The organism is Streptomyces venezuelae, assembly GCF_008642275.1.
In the GTDB taxonomy this organism is placed as follows: Bacteria; Actinomycetota; Actinomycetes; order Streptomycetales; family Streptomycetaceae; genus Streptomyces; species Streptomyces venezuelae_E.
This window is the reverse complement of record NZ_CP029189.1, coordinates 3,933,146-3,950,557: the sequence shown is the minus strand read 5'-3', so window position 1 is coordinate 3,950,557 and position 17,412 is coordinate 3,933,146. Positions and strand designations below refer to the sequence as shown.

Annotated in this window: 16 protein-coding genes; 9 read left to right on the top strand and 7 right to left on the bottom strand. The window is 70.6% G+C overall.

What is annotated here, in order from left to right:
• Positions 1 to 20: 20 nt before the first annotated feature.
• Both DEJ51_RS17350 and DEJ51_RS17345 read right to left on the bottom strand, forming a co-directional pair.
• Positions 21 to 380, bottom strand: a complete 360-nt coding sequence (locus DEJ51_RS17350) for a DUF397 domain-containing protein (protein WP_150258406.1) — start codon at positions 378 to 380, stop codon at positions 21 to 23.
• Positions 361 to 1,212: a helix-turn-helix domain-containing protein gene (locus DEJ51_RS17345; protein WP_150258405.1), complete on the bottom strand. Its 852-nt coding sequence runs from the start codon at positions 1,210 to 1,212 to the stop codon at positions 361 to 363. The genes DEJ51_RS17350 and DEJ51_RS17345 overlap by 20 nt, the downstream gene beginning before the upstream one ends.
• A gap of 115 nt (positions 1,213 to 1,327) precedes the next feature.
• On the opposite strand from DEJ51_RS17345, the gene DEJ51_RS17340 reads away from it, so the two are divergent.
• The 4 genes from DEJ51_RS17340 to DEJ51_RS17325 all read left to right on the top strand — a co-directional run bounded on the left by DEJ51_RS17340 (position 1,328) and on the right by DEJ51_RS17325 (position 4,712).
• Positions 1,328 to 1,534 carry a hypothetical protein gene (locus DEJ51_RS17340; protein ID WP_150258404.1) on the top strand — a complete coding sequence of 69 codons (207 nt, stop codon included), beginning with the start codon at positions 1,328 to 1,330 and terminating at the stop codon, positions 1,532 to 1,534.
• On the top strand, positions 1,531 to 1,893 hold the full coding sequence (locus DEJ51_RS17335; protein ID WP_150258403.1) for an ATP-binding protein: 363 nt from the start codon (positions 1,531 to 1,533) through the stop codon (positions 1,891 to 1,893). Before DEJ51_RS17340 ends, DEJ51_RS17335 begins: the two co-directional genes overlap by 4 nt.
• A 116-nt stretch (positions 1,894 to 2,009) precedes the next feature.
• Positions 2,010 to 3,836, top strand: a complete 1,827-nt coding sequence (locus DEJ51_RS17330; RefSeq protein ID WP_150261980.1) for an acyl-CoA dehydrogenase — start codon at positions 2,010 to 2,012, stop codon at positions 3,834 to 3,836.
• Positions 3,837 to 3,983: 147 nt separating this feature from the next.
• The gene (locus DEJ51_RS17325; RefSeq protein WP_150258402.1) at positions 3,984 to 4,712 is read left to right on the top strand and encodes a hypothetical protein; all 729 of its coding nucleotides are present in this window, start codon (positions 3,984 to 3,986) and stop codon (positions 4,710 to 4,712) included.
• A gap of 166 nt (positions 4,713 to 4,878) precedes the next feature.
• On the opposite strand, the gene DEJ51_RS35855 is transcribed toward DEJ51_RS17325, so the two are convergent.
• Positions 4,879 to 5,094: a helix-turn-helix domain-containing protein gene (locus DEJ51_RS35855; RefSeq protein ID WP_223836184.1), complete on the bottom strand. Its 216-nt coding sequence runs from the start codon at positions 5,092 to 5,094 to the stop codon at positions 4,879 to 4,881.
• A 149-nt stretch (positions 5,095 to 5,243) separates the two neighbouring features.
• On the opposite strand from DEJ51_RS35855, the gene DEJ51_RS17315 reads away from it, so the two are divergent.
• Complete coding sequence (locus DEJ51_RS17315; RefSeq protein ID WP_150258401.1) at positions 5,244 to 6,536, top strand: M18 family aminopeptidase; 1,293 nt, start codon at positions 5,244 to 5,246, stop codon at positions 6,534 to 6,536.
• A 24-nt stretch (positions 6,537 to 6,560) separates the two neighbouring features.
• On the opposite strand, the gene DEJ51_RS17310 is transcribed toward DEJ51_RS17315, so the two are convergent.
• Positions 6,561 to 8,405, bottom strand: a complete 1,845-nt coding sequence (locus DEJ51_RS17310; RefSeq protein WP_150258400.1) for an NHL domain-containing thioredoxin family protein — start codon at positions 8,403 to 8,405, stop codon at positions 6,561 to 6,563.
• A 78-nt stretch (positions 8,406 to 8,483) separates the two neighbouring features.
• Here DEJ51_RS17310 and DEJ51_RS17305 point away from each other — a divergent pair, with 78 nt between their 5' ends.
• Positions 8,484 to 9,158 (top strand): hypothetical protein, encoded by a 675-nt coding sequence (locus tag DEJ51_RS17305; protein WP_223835849.1) that lies wholly within the window; start codon positions 8,484 to 8,486, stop codon positions 9,156 to 9,158.
• Between the two features lie 128 nt (positions 9,159 to 9,286).
• Here the strand turns inward: DEJ51_RS17305 and DEJ51_RS17300 are convergent, their stop codons facing one another.
• The 3 genes from DEJ51_RS17300 to DEJ51_RS17295 form a co-directional block, all read right to left on the bottom strand.
• Positions 9,287 to 10,282 (bottom strand): ParB/RepB/Spo0J family partition protein, encoded by a 996-nt coding sequence (locus tag DEJ51_RS17300; RefSeq protein WP_190620448.1) that lies wholly within the window; start codon positions 10,280 to 10,282, stop codon positions 9,287 to 9,289.
• Between the two features lie 158 nt (positions 10,283 to 10,440).
• Positions 10,441 to 10,620, bottom strand: a complete 180-nt coding sequence (locus DEJ51_RS34550) for a hypothetical protein (protein WP_190620446.1) — start codon at positions 10,618 to 10,620, stop codon at positions 10,441 to 10,443.
• Between the two features lie 97 nt (positions 10,621 to 10,717).
• Positions 10,718 to 10,999, bottom strand: a complete 282-nt coding sequence (locus DEJ51_RS17295; protein WP_150258398.1) for a hypothetical protein — start codon at positions 10,997 to 10,999, stop codon at positions 10,718 to 10,720.
• 280 nt (positions 11,000 to 11,279) lie between these two features.
• Here DEJ51_RS17295 and DEJ51_RS17290 point away from each other — a divergent pair, with 280 nt between their 5' ends.
• From DEJ51_RS17290 to DEJ51_RS17280, 3 genes are all read left to right on the top strand, one after another.
• Positions 11,280 to 12,317, top strand: a complete 1,038-nt coding sequence (locus DEJ51_RS17290) for a helix-turn-helix transcriptional regulator (protein ID WP_150258397.1) — start codon at positions 11,280 to 11,282, stop codon at positions 12,315 to 12,317.
• Between the two features lie 376 nt (positions 12,318 to 12,693).
• Positions 12,694 to 15,822 carry a non-ribosomal peptide synthetase gene (locus DEJ51_RS17285; protein ID WP_150258396.1) on the top strand — a complete coding sequence of 1,043 codons (3,129 nt, stop codon included), beginning with the start codon at positions 12,694 to 12,696 and terminating at the stop codon, positions 15,820 to 15,822.
• 215 nt (positions 15,823 to 16,037) lie between these two features.
• Positions 16,038 to 17,321 carry a PLP-dependent aminotransferase family protein gene (locus DEJ51_RS17280; protein ID WP_223835848.1) on the top strand — a complete coding sequence of 428 codons (1,284 nt, stop codon included), beginning with the start codon at positions 16,038 to 16,040 and terminating at the stop codon, positions 17,319 to 17,321.
• The last annotated feature ends 91 nt before the right edge of the window (positions 17,322 to 17,412 follow it).

The following is a 17,412-nucleotide window of genomic DNA, read 5'->3' as shown; positions in this document are numbered from 1 at the left end:
GGCTCCCCTGCGGGGTGCGGTCAGCAGCCCTTCAGCGCGGCCACGAAGAGCCCCCAGGCTGCCGCGCTCACCACGACCGTGCCGCCGTCGGGCCGCTTGGAATCCCGGACGGGAACGACTCCGGCAAGCCCGTCCGCCACCTCGACGCAGTCGCCGTTGTCACCGTTGGTGTAGCTGCTCTTGCGCCACTGGGCAGCGCCGATGAAACCCTCGGCCACCTCGACGCAGTCGCCGCCCGTGCCGTTGCTGTAGCTGCTCTTGCGCCACTGGGCAGCGCCGATGAAACCCTCGGCCACCTCGACGCACTCCCCGCCGGTGCCGTTGCTGAAGCTGCTCTTGCGCCAGGTCGCGGTGCTCAGGTCAATTGCGCTGCTTGCCATTTCGGTAGTCCTCTGCCGCGGCGTCGAGGAGGGCCAGGGACGCCTCCGGCGGCAAGGCGGCGGCCCTCAGCAGATCGTAAGACCTGCGGTAGTCCTTCACGAGCGCCGGAAAGTCGATGAGTTGGCCGCTGTGCAGGCTCTCCACGTAGACCACGGGCGGCGCGTCCGGAAAGGTCATGAACCTCGCCATGCCCATCATGAGCGCGTGTGCCCCGGTCGTTTCCGGGACGACTTGCAGAATGGACCTGGTCCGGCGGACCACGGCCGCGATGTGCTCCAGCAGCTCCGCCATCTGCGGCGCGGGCAGGGCCGGGCGGCGGATCACCGACTCGTCCAGCACCACCCAGAATTCGGGCGGGCACTCCCCGTCGAAGAGCTTCGCCCGGCCCATCCGGGCCGCCACCAGGACCTCGATCGCCTCGTCGGCTGCCCGGGGCATTGCGGCGCGGCTGATCGCCCGCGCGTATGCCGGGGTCTGGAGCAGCCCCGGCACGAGCATCGGAGCCCAGTCCTCGATCGTCTCGGCGAACGGCTCCATCTCCGCGACGTCCGCGAAGTATTCGGCGTACCCCGACTGCCTCGCGCGGCGCGCGTCTTCACAGCGGCGCTCGAAAAAGCCGTCCGTGCCCAGCCTCACGTCCACGTGTCGGGCCAGGTCCAGCGGCATTCTGCGCTCGCCGCGTTCGATCTGACTCAGGAACGGCACACCCCGAAAGCTGCCCTCCGCCAGCTGGTCGAGCGTGAGTCCGGCCGCCTCCCGCTTGTAACGGAGCTCCGCGCCGTAGAAGGACGGCACGTTCGCCGACGCGTCCGGGTCCTTGCGAGCAGGCACAACCCACCACCGCCATTTGCCACTTGTCCAGCGCAACGGGAAACCCTTCCCACCGTACGCACCACCGCACCACTCTGTGAGGAGTTCGTCACACTCCGCCACGGAAGGGTTCGCCATGAGCGACCACCCCCACGACCGCGAGGCCACCGCGGCCCTCACCGCCCTACGCGCCGCGCTCGCCGCGCACGGGATCACGCTGCCCTCGCTGGACGTACACCTGCTCTCCTACGCCGGGCGGTACGACTCGCCGCCCCTGATCACGCTCGGCAACTGCAGCGCCGCCACCGCGCAGCGGCTGGCCGAAGCGCTGGCGAAGCCGTGAACGAGCTCACCGTCCGGCTGCTCGCCACCCCTCAGGCGGCCCCCGTACTGCGGCACGCCGTGCGGGAGCACCTCGGCCCGGGATCCGGCGACGCCGAGCTGTGCGTCAGCGAGCTGCTGGCCAACGTGATCACCCACCTCGGCGAGGGCACGCCCGTCACCCTGCGCGTCACCGGGACCGGAAGGGCAGCCCGTACGCGGGTCGAGCTCACCGATCCCGACCCGCGGGCCCGGCCCGTACGGCGGGAGGCGGCCGCCACCGACGAGTCCGGGCGGGGGCTCGCCCTGCTGGACGCCGTGGCGCTGCGATGGGGGGTCACCGAGGGGTACCGGACCAAGACGGTCTGGTGCGAGCTTTGACCCTGGTCACAGTCGGAGCCGAAGGGTTGCCGTTATTACCGGTGGGTAGCATCATGTTGTTACCGATTGGTATGTACGAGGAACCTGTCTCCCCGAGCCTTAACGGAGCCGTCGCCATGGGGCACTACAAGTCGAATCTCCGCGACATCGAGTTCAACCTCTTCGAGGTGCTCGGCCGCGACCAGCAGTACGGCACCGGTCCGTTCGAGGAGATGGACGCGGAGACCGCGAAGAACATCCTTTCCGAGATCGCCCGCCTCGCCGAGAACGAGCTGGCCGAGTCCTTCGCGGACGCCGACCGCAACCCGCCCGTCTTCGACCCGGAGACCAACACCGCCCCGGTCCCGGCCTCGTTCAAGAAGAGCTACAAGGCCTTCATGGACTCCGAGTACTGGCGTCTTGGCATCCCGGAGGAGATCGGCGGCACCGTCTCGCCGCGCTCCCTCGTCTGGTCCTACGCGGAGCTCCTGCTCGGCTCGAACCCCGCCGTGTGGATGTACTCCTCCGGCCCGGCGTTCGCCGGCGTCCTCCACGAGGAGGGCAACGAGGCGCAGAAGAAGGTCGCGCAGATAGCCGTCGAGAAGCGCTGGGGCTCCACCATGGTCCTCACCGAGCCGGACGCCGGCTCGGACGTCGGCGCCGGCCGCACCAAGGCGATCCAGCAGGAGGACGGCTCCTGGCACATCGAGGGCGTGAAGCGCTTCATCACGTCCGGTGAGCACGACATGGAGGAGAACATCCTCCACTACGTCCTCGCGCGCCCCGAGGGCCACGGCCCGGGCACCAAGGGCCTGTCCCTCTTCCTCGTCCCGAAGTTCCACTTCGACTGGGAGACCGGCGAGCTGGGCGAGCGCAACGGCGTCTACGCCACCAACGTCGAGCACAAGATGGGCCTCAAGGCCTCCAACACGTGCGAGATGACCTTCGGCGACCAGCACCCCGCCAAGGGCTGGCTGATCGGCGACAAGCACGACGGCATCCGCCAGATGTTCATGATCATCGAGTTCGCCCGCATGATGGTCGGCACGAAGGCCATCGCCACCCTCTCCACCGGCTACCTGAACGCGCTGGAGTACGCCAAGGAGCGCGTGCAGGGCCCGGACCTGGCGAACTTCATGGACAAGACCGCGCCCAAGGTCACCATCACGCACCACCCCGACGTGCGCCGCTCGCTCATGACGCAGAAGGCCTACGCCGAGGGCATGCGCGCCCTGGTCCTCTACACGGCCTCCGTGCAGGACGAGATCCAGGTCAAGCAGGCCGCCGGCCAGGACGCCTCCGCCGAGATCGGCCTGAACGACCTGCTCCTGCCGATCGTGAAGGGCTACGGCTCCGAGAAGTCCTACGAGCAGCTCGCCCAGTCCCTGCAGACCTTCGGTGGCTCCGGCTACCTGCAGGAGTACCCGATCGAGCAGTACATCCGCGACGCCAAGATCGACACCCTCTACGAGGGCACCACCGCCATCCAGGGCCAGGACTTCTTCTTCCGGAAGATCGTCCGCGACCAGGGTGCCTCCCTGAACGTCCTCTCCGAGACGATCAAGAAGTTCCTGGCCGAGGCCGTCGGCGGCGAGGAGCTGGCCGGCGCCCGCGACGCGCTCGCCAAGGCCGCCGTCGACCTGGAGGCCATCGTCGGCCAGATGATCGTCGACCTCACCGCCACCGGCGAGGACGTCAAGAACATCTACAAGGTCGGCCAGAACACCACCCGCCTGCTGATGGCCTCGGGTGACGTGGTCGTCGGCTACCTGCTGCTCAAGGGCGCCGCCGTGGCCGCCGAGAAGCTGGCGACCGCCTCCGCGAAGGACGTCCCCTTCTACACCGGCAAGATCGCCGCCGCGAAGTTCTTCGCGTCGCAGGTCCTGCCGAACGTCTCGGTCGCCCGCGCGCTGGCCGAGTCCGTCGACAACTCCCTCATGGAGCTCGACGAGGCCGCCTTCTAAACAGGCGTCCCCACCGCGCCACCGCCGCGCACACGCACCAGCGGCCGGGCCCCCCGCACAGGGGCCCGGCCGCTGGCGCGTACCCGGCCCCAGGCCCCTGTCCTGCGGCTTTCCGCGATGTCAGTTGTTCATGGGACGCTCGTAGACATGAGTCCACAGGATCAGCACGGCAGCAGGGGGTACTCCGTCCCCACCGGGCGGCCGTACGCCCTCAAGGAGCTGCAGGCGAGCCTGGGCAGCCTCGGCGACCACCTGAAGGAGCTGTACGACGGCGCCCACCCCGCCGAGTACGACACCATCGCCGACGCGCTGTACGTGGCCTTCCAGACGGCCACCGGACTGGCTCCCGCCAAGAGCTACACCGGCTGCCCCGAGCACCCCAACGGCGCTCTCGACCCCGAGGCACCCGAAGGCTGGGGCCGCTGCCTCATCTGCAACGACCGCCGGCGCCTCGGACAGCGCGGCCGTGGCGGCCCGCCCGCCGCACCCGCCGGGGAGCAGCGGCGTCTCGGGTACCCCGTACCGGACCCCCCGTACACGCTCCAGCGCCTGCGCACGTACGTGCGCACCGTCGAGGACCAGCGGTTCCACCTGGGCCTGTCCTCACCCGCCGAGGACTTCGTGCGCATCGCCGACGACCTCCACCGCGCCTTCATCGTCGCCCGCGAACTCTCCCGGCCACGCAATGCCTCGGGATGCGCCGAACATCCCGGCGCGCCGATCGACCCCGACGCTCCTCCCGGCGAGGCCTGTATCTTCTGCGCCGGACGCAAGAGGCGCGCGCAGCGCTCCCCGCAGACCCCGGAGATGCTCCCGCGCATCCGCCGGGGCGAGCGCAGGCAGCTGCAGCGCCGGTTCGAGCGTCCGCCGGGCTGAGACGGAAGGGACCGCAGAGAGGCACGCGGGCACGGAGCCGGTCCACCCGGCCGTCAGCACCGTCAGGACCGTCCGCACCGTCCGGCCGTGACAGAAGGCATCCGGGCCCTCGTTAAGGTGAACCACTTGGTTTCCTCCCCTCCCCGGCCGGAGGGGGTTCCCACGCTCACGCGTGGGGTTCCTGTTCCACCGCGGCCCGCCCCGACCGAGAGGAAGACCTTCGATGAGGTCCGACAGCCGCTCCACGGCCGTCCTCGGCACGGGCGGGCGGAGCCGGGCCGCAGCCACGCCGCACGCACCCGACCGTCCGCGACAGTTCCACGGACCGTGCGCGAGTCGGATAGAAACGGTACTTCAACGACCTCTTCGCCGAAGGAACCACCGCCCCGCGGACGCTAGGGTCGGGCACGATCCGAACACCAGCACAGGTCACAGCCTCACGCTCCGGCAATCCGCCGCGGCGAGGTTCCGAGCCGGAAATGCGTTTCCTCACCCGGCTGAAGCCGGGGGCTTCCACACAAGGGAAATACGATGAGCTCTCCCGCCCGCTTCGACCGCGGCCACACCGACGATCTGATGACCTTCCTGACGGCCAGTCCGTCGCCGTACCACGCCGTGGCCAACGCGGCGGAGCGGCTGGAGAAGGCGGGCTTCAGGCAGTTGTCGGAAACGGACGCCTGGGATACGGGCACCGGGGGCAAGTTCGTGCTCCGCGGCGGTGCGCTCATCGCCTGGTTCGTCCCCGAAGGCGCGTCCGCGCACACCCCGTTCCGGATCATCGGCGCACACACCGACTCCCCGAACCTGCGGGTCAAGCCGCTGCCGGACACGGGCTCCCAGGGCTGGCGGCAGATCGCCGTCGAAATCTACGGCGGCACCCTGCTCAACACCTGGCTGGACCGCGACCTGGGCCTCGCCGGGCGGCTGACCCTGCGCGACGGCACCGAGCGCCTGGTGAACGTGGACCGCGCCCTGCTGCGCGTACCCCAACTCGCCGTGCACCTGGACCGGTCGGTGAACAGCGACGGCCTCAAGCTCGACAAGCAGCGGCACATGCAGCCGATCTGGGGTCTGGGCGACGTGCAGGAGGGCGACCTGATCGCCTTCCTGGAGGAGGAAGAGGGCCTGGAACAGGGGTCGGTGGCCGGCTGGGACCTGATGGTCCACTCCATCGAGCCGCCCTCGTACCTGGGCCGCGACCGCGAGCTGGTGGCCGGCCCCCGCATGGACAACCTGCTGTCGGTCCACGCGGGCGTCGCGGCCCTCGCCGCGGTCTCCGCCACCGGAAAGCTCGACCACATCCCCGTGCTGGCCGCCTTCGACCACGAGGAGAACGGCTCGCAGTCCGACACGGGCGCGGACGGCCCGCTGCTGGGCAACGTGCTGGAACGTTCAGTCTTCGCCCGCGGCGGCTCGTACGAGGACCGCGCGCGGGCCTTCGCGGGCACCATCTGCCTGTCCTCGGACACCGGACACGCCGTGCACCCCAACTACGGTGAGCGGCACGACCCGACGCACCACCCGCGCGCCAACGGCGGACCGATCCTGAAGGTCAACGTCAACCAGCGGTACGCCACCGACGGCAGCGGGCGCGCCGTGTTCGCCGCCGCGTGCGAGCGGGCCGGCATCCCGTGGCAGACCTTCGTCTCCAACAACTCGATGCCGTGCGGCACCACGATCGGCCCGATCACCGCCGCCCGCCACGGCATTCAGACCGTCGACATCGGCGTCGCGATCCTCTCGATGCACAGCGCCCGCGAACTGTGCGGCGCGGACGACCCGTTCCTCCTCGCGAACGCCCTGGTGGCCTTCCTGGAGGGCTGAGCCCCCCAGGAAGACCCCGGCCGGCTACCCCTCGGCGTCCATCCCCGCGAGGACGAGGGGCAGCCGGGAGGCGCCGTCGGGGGTGACGCGGACCGGGACGCCCCAGTCCTGCTGGTGGACGTGGCAGGCCGGGTACTCGTTGGCGGGGTCGTCGTCGCAGGACGCCGCCATCGCCGACACGTGCAGGACGCCCTCGGTGACCTCCGGGTTCAGCGCGAGCTCCCGGAACAGGTCGGTCCCGGCGCCCTCGCCGGCCGCCAGCAGCTCCGGCGGGGTCGAGGAGACCAGCAGCCGGGTGGAGGGCCCGTAGCGGGTGTCGAGCTTCTGCCCGGCCGGCGCCTGGAAGACCACGTCGAGGCGGAGCGTGCCGGGCGCCACCTCGGTGGCGGCCCGCTGCGTGCGGTGGGCGACGGCGTCCACCCGGACCGCTTCCTCCGGGAGGCGCAGCCGGGTCAGCCGGTGCCGGGCCGACTCGACGACGACGATGTCCTCGCCCACCAGCACGGCGTCGCTGGGCTCGCGCAGATCGGTCGCCAGCGTCGAGACCTGGCCGGTCGCCGGGTCGTAGCGGCGCAGCGCGTGGTTGTACGTGTCGCACACCGCGACCGAGCCGTCGGGCAGGGCCGTCACGCCGAGCGGGTGCTGGAGCAGCGCCTGGGCGGCGTCGCCGTCCCGGTGCCCGAAGTCGAACAGCCCGGTGCCCACGGCGGACCTGACGACGTACCCCTCGTCACCGGCCTCCACGTACCGCAGGGCGCTGGTCTCGGAGTCGGCGATCCACAGCCGGTCCCCGGCGGCCGCGAGCCCCGAGGGCTGGGCGAACCAGGCCTCGGCGGCCGGCCCGTCGAGCAGCCCCTCGTTGGTCGTACCGGCCGCGACCTCGACCGTCCCGGCCTCCGGGTCCCAGGTCCACAGCTGGTGCACGCCGGCCATGGCGATCCAGACCCGGCCCTGCCACCACGCCACGTCCCACGGCGAGGACAGGTCCACCTCCAGCGCCGGCCCCGAGGTCGGCGACCCCTGCCACCACTGCCGGCCGGTCCCGGCGACGGTCTCCACCTGCCCGGTGGCCGGGTCGTAGACGCGCAGCGCGTGGTTGACGGTGTCGGCGACGACGACCCTGCCGTCGGGCAGCAGCGCGAGGCCCTGCGGCTCGCTGAAGCTGTCCCCGGCGAAGCCGCGCTCGCCGCTGCCGATACGGCGTACGACGCTCTCGCCGTCGGCGGCCAGCTCCACGAGCTGGTGCCGGGTGGAGTCGGAGACCAGCAGGTTCCCGGAGGGCAGCAGCAGCGCCTTCCCGGGGAAGCGCAGGGCTCCGGCCACCGGCTCGGGCGCCACGTAGGGCCCGTCGCCGCGCCGCAGCGTGCCCTTGGCCTCGTGCTCGGCCTCCAGCTCCTCGACCAGACGGGCGATGGCGTGCGCGTGTCCCTCGCCGGCGTGCTGGGCGACGACGTACCCCTCGGGGTCGATCACGACGAGCGTGGGCCAGGCGCGTACGGCGTACTGCTTCCAGGTCGCGAGCTCCGGATCGTCGAGCACGGGGTGGTGCACCTGGTACCGCTCGACGGCGTCGACGACGGCGGCGTGCTCCGCCTCGTGCACGAACTTCGGGGAGTGCACCCCGATGATCACGACGGTGTCGCGGTGCTTCTCCTCCAGCTCGCGCAGCTCGTCGAGGACGTGCAGGCAGTTGATGCAGCAGAACGTCCAGAAATCGAGGATCAATGTGCGACCTCGGAAGTCGGCAAGCTTCAGGTCCTTCCCGCCGGTGTTGATCCAGCCGCCCTTGCCGATCAGCTCTGGGGCACGGACACGGGCACGCTTGCGGGGGGCGGGCGCGGGGGTGGGCGCCGGGGCAGCATCGTTCATCCTTCAAGCTTGCCATCCTGGTATGAACGTCGGATCACACGCGTACGGCGGGCCACGGCCCGGGCAGAGGAGCGACGTATGACCGCGGATGGGAACACGGCGGAGTTCATGGCGATACCCGGGAGCCCGGAAACCCGGCGCGAGGGCTTCGCCCGGTCGCTGGCGGACCTCTTAAGGGTCCTCGGGATCGAGGTCGCCGCCGAGCCGGAGCAGGCCGGCGGGCCCACGTGGGAACAGCGCGCCCGGGCCGCACTGCGCGAGCTCTGGCGGCGTGGCGTGGTCCTTTCCGACTACTCCTTCGACGCGCTGATGGCGGCCGCGGTCCACGACCCCAACCCCAGTTTCAACCGGCAGTTCGTCGAACCGGCCCTCAACGCCTTCGGCCACCGGCGCGTCCAGGCCGCACTGCTCGACTACCTGCTCACCGGCACCGATCCCGAGCGGGCGGGCGCCGCACGGGCCTGGTACTGGTCGGCCCTGACCGCGCGCATGCCCGAGGTCCGGGCGGAGCACCCGGCACCGGCCGACGACGACGACACGTCGGTGTTGACCGCGTGGTACCGCGCCGCACTGGCCGAGTTCGTGCGCAACGAGCACCTGGACGTCCGGCGCTGCATCCTGCCGCTGCTGCCGCTGAGGAAGTCGTCGTACCGGCCGGAGCTGCACGCGCTGGTGGACGAGGCGGTGGCGATCGCCCGGTCCCATCCGGACGAGTACATCCGCCACCGCGTGGAACACCAGGTCGGTGACTGACGCCCGCACCGGGCGCGCTCGACCACGGCGACCTCCGAGAACTCCCGGACGAGGGTCGTGTGACCGGTCCGCCGGGCCGCCCCGTCGCCGTTCGGCGCGGGGCGGCTGCGACCCCGTCCGCCCGGGGTTCACGCGCTGAGCGGCCGGCCGTCTCCGCCCGGTTCGTACATCTCCTCGACCTGCTGCACCAGCTCCTCGGCGAGCAGCCGCCACATCCCGGCGTACCCCTCGGCCAGCCGCGCCACCGACTCCTTGCAGTGCGCGGGCACCGTCTCGGCGATCTTCTGCCGTTCCCGGGTGATCAGGGAGCAGACGTCGAGCAGGCGCAGGACGGAGCGCCCCGAGGCGTTGTGCCGCAGCGAAGGGTCGCGGGTCAGCATGCCGGTGATCTTCCTGACGTCCTCCAGGGCCATGACCGGTGCCTTCTCCTCGGCGAGGGTACGGCGCCGTGCGGACGGCAGCCGGGTGACCGTGGCTCCGGTCGCGGGCACCCGGACGGTGACCGCTTCCGCCGGAGCGTGTCGCGCCGCGTCCGCGGCCTGGGCCGCGCGGCCCCGTACGCCTCGGGGCACCGGGCTGTCGCCGCGCTGGATCCGGTTGCGCACGTCCGCGACGGTCGCCGGGGCCAGCCCGACTTCGGCCGCGATCTGGCGCAGGGAGAAGCCGGGGTTGGTCCGGATGAGCTCTCCGGCCCGTTCCCGCCGGTGGGCGGTGTCGATGGGCCGGACCCGGCCGTCCCGCCCGACCCTGCTGTCGGACTGCGGCAGCGCCATCTCCCTGCGGAGCCGCCCGATCTTCTTGGGGGAGAGTCCGGCCACCACCGCGACGGCCCGGTCGGACCACTGGGGGTGCGCGGAGAAGATCCGCATCGCGGCGGCCGTCCGGTCGGTCGTGGACAGCGGCCGGCCGTGCGCGATGTTGGCCGCCACCGCCAGGAGTCGTGCATCCTCCTGGTCGCCGTCGAAGAACCGCACCGCGATGCGGTCCTCTCCCAGCAGCTCGACCACGCGCAACCGGTGGGCACCGTCGATGACGGTCATGGTCGGGCGGTGGACGAGGATCGGCGGGAGGTCGTCGGCGTTCTCGGCGAGTATCCGGATGTGATCGGCGTCTTCACCGTGCACTCGTGCGGAGAATCCCGTCCGGAGGACTTCCACCGGAACTCTCTCCACGGGAAGTTCCTTGAGGACGGATTGCTGAAGTTTGATCAGATATTCTGAATCTGCCCGGTCCACAACCATTCCCATCACGCGAAGGCAATCCGATTCAGCGGCTGTCGGCTTCACTGCCATCCGTGGTCGGTCGGGGTGGCCCCGTAATTCACCGGGCCGTCCGCCAGCACCTGGACCTCCTGCGTCCGGGGCTCGACCTCCTCGACCTGCACGGCGAATCCGGTCGCCAGCGCGAGAACACCGGCCAGAATCAGGCTGCGAATTGCGTTGCGCGAAATCAGGTGAGACATCGGTTACCCCCGTGACTGGATGCTGGCTACAGTCAGAAGATTGCCGTCCGCGCCGGACGAAGGAAAGCACGCGGGTGGGAGGTAAACCGGCCATGACCTACTCCGTCCACCCCAGCCCCGGGATCGGGTCCGCTTCGAGGTCGGGCCGGAACAACGGGCCCTCGGCACGGACCGGTTCCCAGGCCCTCAGCTCCGGAACGGCCGAGCCGGCACGGCACCACAGGGAGAGGGTCGCCGACTCGGCCTCCTCCAGGGAATCGGCACGCAGGTAGAAGCCCAGGATCGGGTGGGGCAGGGCGTCCGGATGCACGCTCACGTGCTCGAAGCCGTCCCGGCCGGCGCACGCCCCGGCGATGGCCTCCGCCGCCGACGACGGCACGGCCGCATCGGGCCGACGAGGCCGCAGTGATAGGTGGACGAGAAACATAGGTGCCCTTGCACTCCGAATGTCCGGGGTCGGACGATGCCATTCCGCTTATTCCGGTCGCCGGGCCGATGTCCACGGCCGCCAGCGAGCGCCGAGCGTACACAGCCGGGCCAACTGGGCACATAGGAATCAACGCGTTCAACTCAGGCAGCTTCTTGCCTGGCCGCAACTCGATCACATAAACTCAACTCCCCGTTGCGAAATGACGCGAGAAACACCAAAGCGGGGGCGCATGGTCGACACAGACGCAAAACAGCCGGGCCATCCGAGTTCACTGAGCTCACTCGGCCTGGACCCCGTCATCGAGTCCGTCTACGTCGCCCTGCTGGACCGAACGCAAGGCGTAGCCGATATCTGCGCCCGCCTGGCCCTCCCGGAGCACGTCGTCCGGAGCGCCCTCGACCGCCTGAGCGAGCTGGCACTCGTCCGCGCCTCGATCGAATCACCCCACCACCTGCACGCGGTCAGTCCGCACGTGGGGATGGAGATCCTGATCGCCGAGCAGCGCTCCGAACTGGCCCGGCACACACAGAGGTTGGAGGCCGCGCAGGCCGCTGCCGCCCGATTCATCCTGGACTACGACGGACGCCAGTCCGGCGGCACCGACGGGGCCGAGGTCAAGTACCTCGTGGGGCTGGACGCCATCCGCGACCACCTGAAGATCCTCAACGGGCAGGTGGCCGAGGAGCTGCTCACCTTCGCGCCCGGCGGCCCGCAGAAGCCGGAGAACATGCAGGCGTCCCGGCCCCTCAACCAGCAGCTGCTCCGGCGTGGCGTACAGATGCGCACGGTCTACCTGAACAGCATCCGCAACGACCGGCCGACCATGGAACACGCACACTGGCTGACCGAACAGGGATGTGAGGTGCGCACCGTCCCGTCCCTGCCCAACCGGATGATCATCTACGACCGGAAACTGGCGATGATCGCCTCCGACGCCGACGATACCGGCGCGGGCGCCGTTCAAGTCAGCTCACCGGGGATGGTCACCGCGCTGCTCACCCTGTTCGACAGTGTGTGGCAGGCTGCCGATCAGCTCGAAGCACCGGTGCAGCCGGCTCCTGGAGAGCTGACCTGCCAGCAGGCCGAGGCGCTCAGACTCCTGGCGCTCGGCCTCACCGACGAGGCCATCGCGACGCGCCTGGCGGTGTCACCGCGCACCGCTCGCCGCATCACGTCCAGCCTCATGACCCACCTGGGCGCGCGGAGCCGTTTCCAGGCGGGCGTGCTCGCCATCCAGCAGGGGTTCCTGCCCGCTCGCGTCGAGTGACACCGCAGGGGTGCGGGCCTGCTGTCCAACTGGTTCCGGAATTCGCTTGGACAGCAGGCACACCCCGGGCCGGCGCGCGAGCTGCGACCCGCGCGACCGGCCATCCGCCCGATGTGCAACTCGACGCGCTCAATGGTGCGTTGACACCGAAAATCCGGCCGTGATCTCGTGGCGGACGTCACCGGGACTCTTCGGCCATCGGTGACCCGTGTCCGGGGAAAGGCCATTCCAGCTCGGGCGACGAAACGGTCCGGGCACCGCCCCGGAATTCGCCTCCCGTCGCGCCGTCTTCTTTTCCCGGCCGGATCGGAGCCGCGCTCGCCTCTGCTGCGACGCTTCCGGCCGCCGCCTTGCACACGATGTGGAGTCGCACCAGATGCGTGATTCGCTTTCCCTTCACGGGCGGTTCCGAGAGCACGCCGGTCGCACTCCGGACGCGGTGGCGGTGCGTTCCGCCGGCCGCCGGCTGACGTACCGGGAGCTGGACCGGCGCTCCGATGCGCTGGCGCACGTCCTCATCGGCCTCGGGGTGTCCCGGGAGACGCCGGTCGCGGTACTCACCGACCGCACCGTGGACGTCCTCGTGGCGTTCCTGGGAGTCCTCAAGGCCGGTGGCTGCTACGTGCCCCTGCACCCCGGTTTCCCGACTGAGCGGGCCGAATGGATCATCCGCCGGACGGGGGCGGGGATCCTGCTCACCGATGCGGTGATGGCTGCACGGACCAGTCCCGCGGGCGATTTCACCGTGGTGCGCGTGGACGACCCCGAGCTCTACGAGGCCGCGCCCGGGCCGGTGGCAGCGGTGTGCGAGCCGGGGCAGCTGGCCTACGTGATGTTCACGTCCGGCTCCACCGGACTCCCCAAGGGCGTCGCGGTCACCCACCGGGACGTTCTGGACCTGGTGGACGACTCCATGTTCGCCACGGGACACCACGAGCGGGTCCTGATGATCGTCCCGTACGCGTTCGACGCATCCCTGCACGGCCTGTGGATGCCGCTGCTGCGCGGTGGCACCTCGGTGATCGCCGCAGCCGACGACGTGTCCGCGGCCCGGCTGCGGGAGCTGTTCGAATCCGAGGAGATCACCAGTCTGGAGATGCCCGCCGGCCTGTTCCGCACCATCGCCGAGACGGCCCCGGAGACCTTCCACGGCCTGCGCGAGGTGTCCACGGGCGGCGACGTCATCTCCCCGGTCGCGGTGCGACGGGTACTGCGGGCCTGCCCCGGCACCGTGGTGCGCGCCACGTACGGTCCCACCGAGACCACGCTGTACGCCACCCACCACGCCTTCACCGACGCGGCCCAGGTCGCCGACCGGGTCCCCATGGGCCGCCCGCTGGACGGCACGCGCACGTACGTCCTGGACGGGCAGCTGGCCCCGGTGCCCGTCGGCACCCCCGGTGAGCTGTACATCGCCGGGACCGGCCTGGCCCGCGGGTACCTCCACCGGCCCGGTCTCACCGCCGAGCGCTTCGTCGCCGACCCCCACGGACCGGCCGGCAGCCGCATGTACCGCACCGGCGACATCGTGTGCCGCAATCCGGAAGGCCTGATCGAGTTCCTCGGCCGGACCGACGACCAGGTCAAGATCCGCGGCTTCCGCGTCGAACCCGGCGAGATCGAGACCGTCCTGTCGACGTTCCCCGGGGTTTCCCAGGTCGTGGTCACGGCCCGCGAGACCAACGGTGACAAGACCCTGGTGGCCTACCTCGTCGGTGACGGGCCCGTCGACACGGGCGCGCTGCGCGGCCACGCCGGAGCCTCGCTGCCCGCGTACATGGTCCCTGCCGCGTTCGTCGCCCTGGACGCCTTCCCCCTCACGCCGAACGGCAAGGTCGACTACCGGGCGCTGCCCGCACCGGAGTTCACGGCGGCGGGCGCCTACCGCGCTCCGCGCACCCCGGACGAGGAGAAGCTGTGCGCGCTCTTCGCCGAGGTCCTCGGCACCACCCGGGTCGGCATCGACGACAGCTTCTTCGACCTCGGCGGTCACTCCCTCCTCGTCACCCGGCTGATCGGCAGGATCCGGAGCGCCTTCGACACGGATGTGTCCGTCCGCCTCTTCTTCGGCGCCCCCACGGTCGCCGCGCTGCTCCCGGTGCTGCGCGCGCAGGATCCCGGCAGCCGGCGGCCGGTGCTCGCCCGGCAGGAGCGTCCGGCCCGCGTCCCGCTGTCCACCGCCCAGCACCGCATGTGGTTCCTGGAGCAGTGGGGCGGCCCTTCCTCCCTGTACAACCTGCCCGTCGTCCTGCGGCTGACGGGCGACCTGGACCGGGACGCGCTGCGCGAGGCGGTCCGGGACGTGATCGTCCGGCACGAGAGCCTGCGCACCGTCGTGGGCGAGGCGCAGGGCGAGCCGTACCAGGTGGTGCTCGGTCCGGACGAACTGCGGCTCACCCTGCCCGTCACGGAAGTCGACGAGGCGGACCTCGACGCCGCGGTGCGCGAGGCCGGCAGCCGGCCGTTCGACCTCAGGGCCGATCCGTCCCTGCGTGCCGAACTGTTCACGTGGGCCGCGCGGGAGCACGTCCTGTTGCTGACGCTGCACCACATCGCTTCGGACGGCTGGTCCAAGGCGCCGCTCAGCCGCGACCTGGCGTCCGCCTACGCGGCCAGGCGCGCGGGCAGGGCCCCCGCCTGGACCGAACTTCCCGTGCAGTACGCGGACTACACCCTGTGGCAGCACACGCTCCTCGGCGACCCCGGGTCCCCCGACAGCCTCGCCGGGCGCCAGCTCGCGTACTGGAAGGACGCCCTGGAGGGGGCACCGGACGAGATCGCCCTGCCCTTCGACCGTCCGCGCCCCGCGGACAGCACCCACCGGGGCGCGGCACTGCCGCTGCGGCTCGACGCCGAGCTCCTCACGTCCGTCGTCGAGCTGGCCCGCGGCAGCGACACCACGCCCTTCATGGTGCTCCAGGCCGCACTGGCGGCAGCGCTGCACCGGCTGGGCGCCGGAGACGACATCCTCCTGGGCAGCGTGGTGGCGGGGCGCGGGAACACCGCGCTGGAGGACCTCGTCGGTTTCTTCGTCAACACGGTCGTCCTGCGGACCGACCTGTCCGGAGACCCGTCCTTCGGCGAGCTGCTCGCCAGGGTGCGGGAGACCGACCTCGCCGCCTACTCCCACCAGGACGTGCCCTTCGAGCAGGTGGTGGCGGCCGTCAACCCGGGCCGTTCCCTGTCCCGGCATCCGCTCTTCCAGGTCATGCTCGTCCTGCAGAACGTCAGCGGTTACGAGTTCACCGTGCCCGGCCTGGAGGTGTCGGTCGTCGAGGAGGCCACGTCGACGTCGAAGTTCGACCTGCTCCTCAGCATCACCGAGCAGTACGACGATCGGCGCCGTCCGGTGGGCGCCACCGGCTACGTCGAGTACGACACCGCCCTGTTCGACGCCTCGACGGTCGAGCGGATCCGTGACCTCTTCGTCTCCCTGCTCACGGCCGCCGTGGCCGATCCCGGACAGCGGGTGTCCGCGCCCCGTCCCCTGGCCCCGACGGGCTGACCACCGGTTCACGGATCAATGCCGGAAGCCAATGCAATTCACAATGGTCCGGAAAATACGGACGGCGCCCGGTAAACACTTGGACAGCATTGTCGGGGCACGAACCATCGTGTGATGCTGAGGCTTCCAGAAAGCCTTAACTCCATGGTGTCCGGGGGAATTCAATGCCAGGAATCACCGTTTCCACCCATCCCCGATCGCGGGATCGACTGGAAATGGAAGAGCTGCACGGCAGTCTTTCCGAGCCGGTGCTGGACACCATGAACTTCCTGAATGAAATCACCCACCGCTATCCCGACGCGATTTCATTCGCCCCCGGACGGCCCTACGACGGTTTCTTCGACAGCGAGCAGGTGTTCGCCTGCATCCGCCGATATCTGGACCATCTGGCGGAGCAGGGCGCCTCGGCGCAGGACGTCCGGACGGCGCTGTACCAGTACGGGCCGACCGCCGGGCTGATCCGCGGCGTCATCGCCGACTCCCTCCGGGCGGACGAGGACACCGACGTGCCGGCCGAGTCCATCGTGGTCACCGTCGGCGCGCAGGAGGCCATGTTCCTGGTGCTGCGCGCACTGTTCGCCGGTCCCGACGACGTCCTGCTGGTCTCCAGCCCCTGCTACGTCGGCATCACCGGCGCCGCCCGGCTGCTCGACATCGCCGTACGCCCGGTGGAGGAACGCGAGGACGGCTTCGATCCCTCCGATCTGGAGTCCGCCGTGCTGGCGGAGCTGGCGCAGGGCCGCCGCCCCCGGGCGTTCTACGTGGTCCCCGACCACTCCAACCCGTCCGGCACCACCATGGGACCCGAGGCACGCGAGAAGCTCCTGGAGCTCGCCGAGCGCTACGACTTCCTGGTGCTGGAGGACAGTCCGTACCGGCAGGTGAGCCCCGGCACGCCGCTGCCGACCCTGAAGTCCCGGGACCGGTCGCGCCGCGTGGTGCACCTGGGCTCGTACTCCAAGACGGTCTTTCCCGGAGCGCGGGTCGGTTTCGTCGTAGCGGACCAGCGCGTCCGTGACCCCGCGGGTGGGGAACACCTGCTGGCCGACGAGCTGGCCAAGATCAAGAGCATGGTGACGGTCAACACCTCGTCGCTGAGCCAGGCGGCCGTGGCCGGCGCGCTGCTCGGCGCCCAGGGCCGGCTGTCGCAACTGAACGCCGAGGCGGCGGCCCACTACGGCGAGGCGATGCGCGAGATGCTGCGTCAGCTCGACGCCCGGCTGCCCGCCGAACGCCGCGAAGCACTCGGCGTGAGCTGGAACGAGCCGACCGGTGGCTTCTTCCTCACCATGCGGGTCCCGTTCCGGGTGGACGACGCGCGGCTGATCACGTCGGCCAAGGACTTCGGGGTGCTCTGGACCCCGCTGACGCACTTCCATCCCGGCGCCGGAGGCCACCACGGCATCCGGCTTTCCACCAGCTACCTGACGCGCGCCGAGATCGAGGAGGGCGCCGCGCGGCTTGCGCGCTTCGTCGAGGCGCAGTGCGAGGCGCTCTGACCGGCTGTGCAGGCAAGGCAATTCCCAGTGAGAGAGGACGTGCACGTGTCCGGACCGATGCGGAAACGACAACCGCGGAGCAAGCCGCGTA

Bases quoted from the DNA above. Each gene is read 5' to 3' on its own strand.
- DEJ51_RS17285 (WP_150258396.1), top strand. From the start codon at position 12,694: ATGCGTGATTCGCTTTCCCTTCACGGGCGGTTCCGAGAGCACGCCGGT.
- DEJ51_RS17350 (WP_150258406.1), bottom strand. From the start codon at position 380: ATGGCAAGCAGCGCAATTGACCTGAGCACCGCGACCTGGCGCAAGAGC.
- DEJ51_RS17325 (WP_150258402.1), top strand. From the start codon at position 3,984: ATGAGTCCACAGGATCAGCACGGCAGCAGGGGGTACTCCGTCCCCACC.
- DEJ51_RS17310 (WP_150258400.1), bottom strand. From the start codon at position 8,405: ATGAACGATGCTGCCCCGGCGCCCACCCCCGCGCCCGCCCCCCGCAAG.
- DEJ51_RS17340 (WP_150258404.1), top strand. From the start codon at position 1,328: ATGAGCGACCACCCCCACGACCGCGAGGCCACCGCGGCCCTCACCGCC.
- DEJ51_RS17305 (WP_223835849.1), top strand. From the start codon at position 8,484: ATGACCGCGGATGGGAACACGGCGGAGTTCATGGCGATACCCGGGAGC.
- DEJ51_RS34550 (WP_190620446.1), bottom strand. From the start codon at position 10,620: ATGTCTCACCTGATTTCGCGCAACGCAATTCGCAGCCTGATTCTGGCC.
- DEJ51_RS17280 (WP_223835848.1), top strand. From the start codon at position 16,038: ATGGAAGAGCTGCACGGCAGTCTTTCCGAGCCGGTGCTGGACACCATG.
- DEJ51_RS17290 (WP_150258397.1), top strand. From the start codon at position 11,280: ATGGTCGACACAGACGCAAAACAGCCGGGCCATCCGAGTTCACTGAGC.
- DEJ51_RS17315 (WP_150258401.1), top strand. From the start codon at position 5,244: ATGAGCTCTCCCGCCCGCTTCGACCGCGGCCACACCGACGATCTGATG.
- DEJ51_RS17330 (WP_150261980.1), top strand. From the start codon at position 2,010: ATGGGGCACTACAAGTCGAATCTCCGCGACATCGAGTTCAACCTCTTC.